The following is a 3,537-nucleotide window of genomic DNA, read 5'->3' on the forward strand; positions in this document are numbered from 1 at the left end:
GGAGAAGATCCTTTATGGGGATCTGCGTCCGGGGCAGGTCATCAAGGTGACGACCGAGGGCGAGGGCGACGACGCCAAGTTCGTCTTCGTGGGCGAGGCTGCCAGCCCGGTGCCCGACTCGGCCGCCGCCATCGCCGCGCCGATCCAGAACTAGAGGCGGGGAAAGCCCCTCACGCGATGAACGCGTGAGGGGCTTTCTGCTGCAACCAGACCCCTTTGTTCTTATCTGTCACGGCCAAGCCGCTCCACCGCCTCCCACCGCCCCACCTGACGGCCTCCAAGGCGCTCCTCGCCGCCACCTCGCCCCGCCGTCACGGCGCCCGGTAAGCCGCGAGGTGGCTGGGCCGGGGGCTGGGCTGGGGGCTCAGCCTGGCTCGGTCCCAGGGAGTCCGGTGACCCCGTCGGCCGGGTCATGGGCCAATTCCGGAGGTCGGGTAACCGTTGGGCCGGGCCATGGCCTCGATCTCCGGCCTCGATCTCCGGCCTCGATCTCCGGCCTCGATCTCCGGGCTTGGTCCCGGGCTTGATCTCCGGGGTCGGGTGACCGGGTGGCGTGGCGTGGGTCGTGTGTGGGTGAGAGGCGCCTTGGAGGCCGTTGGCGGGCGGCGGCGGGAGGCGGGTGGGGGCGGCTTGCCGTAACAGGGGATTGGACGGGTCGGTGGTAGCGAGCGTCGGCGAAGTGGCCGGGTTGTGGGCTCTGTCCCCGGGAGTTGGGTAGCGAGGCGGCGTTGCGGTGGGGTGGTGTGGGGTGAGGGGCGCCTTGGAGGCCGTTGGCGGGCAGGGGTGGGAGGCGGGTGGGGGCGGCTTGCCGTGACGGGGGATCGAGCGGTTGGTCGTAACGAGTGGGCACGGTGGGGCGACTGAGTGTGATGAGATGCCGTCAGGGTGGTTGTTGCGTAATTGTTGGTTAGGTGGGTGTACCACCACCATGGGTAGTACTACACTGCGTAGAGCATAAGATCTCCGGATCCCGTCCATCTGCGGCTCGGCGTGTGCTCCATGAGGAGTGCCGAGACATCAACCCACGCATCGGGGCGGACTGCGACGTCTCTCAAACAGCCGAATGCCGTGGAGGAAACCGATGCGCCTGCGTCACGACGACGGAACGCTCGTTCACCTCGCCTACAACGCAGGCGTGCATCCCGCAGAGGATCTGGAGAACCTGATCGCCCACCTCACCCGCTACGCCGTGCCCGTGCGCAAGCGGCTCGGCGTCGAGCGGATGGGCATCGGGCTGTGGCTGTCCCCTGCGGTGGCCGACCATCTGACGGCCGACCGCATCGAACTGGTCCGGCTGCGCAGGTCGCTGGAGGAGCGAGGGCTGGAGGTCGTCAGCCTCAACGGCACCGGTGGCCGCAACCAGGACGTTCCCGGCCCCGACTGGGCCAAGCCCGAGCGGTACCGGTACACGATGTCGCTGGCCAAGATCCTGGCGTTCCTGCTGCCGGAGGATGTCCGGTTCGGCAGTATTTCCACAATTCCCATCGGGTGGCGCCGTGACTGGCCGTCCGACCTGCACACCATCGCCACCAAGCGGCTGGAGCGGCTGGCTCGCGAACTGCGCGGCATCTACAGCGTCACCGGCAAGACGATCAGGGTCGGGTTCGAGCCGTGGCCCGGGTGCGTGCTGGAGACGACCGAGCAGGCGCTGGAGCGCGTGGGCGGCCTCGACTCCGAACACCTCGGGGTGTGTCTCGACGCCTGCCACCTGGCGTGCGGCACGGAGGAGCCGGGCGCGGCGCTGCGCGGGTTCGCCGAGGCCGGGGCGCCGGTGGTGAAGCTCGGGCACGTGCACAACCACGCCGGGGAGCACACGAGCACGGGCGCGGTGCTGCACGACACGCTGACGGCGATGCTGTCGGGCGCCGTGAACGGGACCGCGCACATCGAGGTCGAGACGCACAACCTGGCGGTGCCGGGCCGGGCCAAGGGGCCGGGGGCGCTGGTGTCGCTGCTGGCCGAGGAACTCGACTGGGCCCGCACCAAGCTCACCAACCTGGGCCTCCAGCTCGCCGCCTAGTCTTCACGACCGGCCGACGGCAGCGCATCACCAAGCATCGGCTGTGAGGCTCGGCACTGTGAGGTTCGGCGCCGCATGGTTCGGCGCCGCATGGTCCGGCACCGTGTGGTGACGGTGGCCCGGATGGCCGAGTGTCGGCTCGAGTGGTTCGGTGCCGGGTGGTAGCCGCATGGCCGAGCGTCGGCGCCGCGTGGTTCGGTGACGGTGGCCGGATGGCCGAGCGTCGGTGCTGTGAGGTTCGGCGTCGCGTGGTGGCGGTAGCCGGATGGCAGGGCGTCGGCGCCGCGTGGGTCGGTGCCGGGTGGTGGTGGCTGTGTCGCCGGGCGTCGGTGCCGTGAGGTTCGGCGCCGCGCGGTGGGATGGGGTGCGGCGGTTGTCGGCGCCGTTGTGCGGCGGGTGAGGCGCGGCCGTGGCGGTGGGTAAGAGGGCGGCGTTGCGGCGGGGAGTGGGGCGGGGAGGGGCGTGTTCCTGGAGGCCCTTCGCCGGAGTGCGGCGGGTGGCGGTGGCGGGGGCTTCGCCGTAACGGATGGAAAGCTGGACGGGGTCATAGTGAGCCGAACCACCCCGGGGCGTCGAGGGGGAACGCGGTGGGCGTGAGGTGGCGGAGGGCGGATTCGAGCGACCGGAGCGTCTCCTCGCCCAGTTTGTCGGACCATTCGCGCCGCAGGTCGTCGAAGACGCGGGCGGACAGGGTCAGTGCGTCGACGCCGCGCGGCGTCAGGGTGACCAGTTTGCGGCGGCTGTCGGACGGGTCGGGGGTGCGGGCCAGGTAGCCGAGGCGTTCCAGGGCGTCGATGGTCTTGCCCGCCGCCTGCTTGGACACGCCCAGGGTGCGGCCGAGTTCGACGGCGGTGGTGCCCTGGCGGCCCACGGCCTGCATGACGAAGCCGTGCATGGGACGGAGGTCCGGGTGCCCCCGGCGGGCGAGTTCGGCGTGGAGGGCGTCGATGAGCACGCGAAAGCCCATGAACAGCCGCAGGGGCAGCTCGAAGCCGGGAGGGACGCTTGACATGATAGACAACCTCGTTTACCTTTTTCGACAACCTGATTGTCTATCATAGGGGAGTGATTGAGATGACGCTCGTGCGCAACGCCGACACTCGCGACACGGAGACGCCCAACGCGGTCATGACCACGCTCGCCTCGCCCACCGTCGGCGGTGCCGAGCGGTCGCTGTGGCGGGTCGAGGCGGAGCCCCAGGCCGAAGGGCCGCAGCACGCCTTCGACGTCGAGCAGATCTGGACCTGGCTGGACGGCGCGGCCACCGTCGAACTCGGCGATGAGTCCCTGGTCGTGACCCGGGGGGACACGGTGATCATGCCGGCCGGTGTCCTCAGAAGGATCCTGGCGGGGGACAGGGGGTACACGGCCGTGGTCACCGCGTCGCCCGAGGCCAGGGCGTTCGGCGCGGACGGCAGGGAGTACGGCGTCCCCGCCTGGATCTCCTGATCGGATGCTCCTATCGATGTCAAGCCGCGAGTTCATGATCGTTCGTGGTGATGATCTGGTAGAGCTCG

The 3,537-nt window shown here is 70.0% G+C and carries 3 protein-coding genes; 2 read left to right on the forward strand and 1 reads right to left on the reverse strand.

Annotated elements, in window-relative coordinates:
• The first annotated feature begins 1,081 nt into the window (after nucleotides 1-1,081).
• Entirely contained in the window at nucleotides 1,082-2,020 is a 939-nt protein-coding gene (locus ABD120_RS26145) for a sugar phosphate isomerase/epimerase family protein (protein ID WP_343952718.1), read from the forward strand.
• A gap of 544 nt (nucleotides 2,021-2,564) precedes the next feature.
• Here ABD120_RS26145 and ABD120_RS26150 read toward each other — a convergent pair.
• Nucleotides 2,565-3,032, reverse strand: a complete 468-nt coding sequence (locus tag ABD120_RS26150) for a MarR family winged helix-turn-helix transcriptional regulator (RefSeq protein ID WP_343952719.1) — start codon at nucleotides 3,030-3,032, stop codon at nucleotides 2,565-2,567.
• A 62-nt stretch (nucleotides 3,033-3,094) separates the two neighbouring features.
• Between ABD120_RS26150 and ABD120_RS26155 the strand changes: the two genes are divergently transcribed.
• The gene (locus tag ABD120_RS26155; RefSeq protein WP_343952720.1) at nucleotides 3,095-3,469 is read left to right on the forward strand and encodes a cupin domain-containing protein; all 375 of its coding nucleotides are present in this window, start codon (nucleotides 3,095-3,097) and stop codon (nucleotides 3,467-3,469) included.
• Nucleotides 3,470-3,537 lie beyond the last annotated feature (68 nt).

The organism is Nonomuraea longicatena (assembly GCF_039525605.1).
Classification (GTDB): Bacteria; Actinomycetota; Actinomycetes; order Streptosporangiales; family Streptosporangiaceae; genus Nonomuraea; species Nonomuraea longicatena.

Excerpts from the sequence above, each read along its gene's own strand:
- ABD120_RS26145 (WP_343952718.1), top strand. The coding sequence starts at position 1,082 with ATGCGCCTGCGTCACGACGACGGAACGCTCGTTCACCTCGCCTACAAC.
- ABD120_RS26150 (WP_343952719.1), bottom strand. The coding sequence starts at position 3,032 with ATGTCAAGCGTCCCTCCCGGCTTCGAGCTGCCCCTGCGGCTGTTCATG.
- ABD120_RS26155 (WP_343952720.1), top strand. The coding sequence starts at position 3,095 with ATGACGCTCGTGCGCAACGCCGACACTCGCGACACGGAGACGCCCAAC.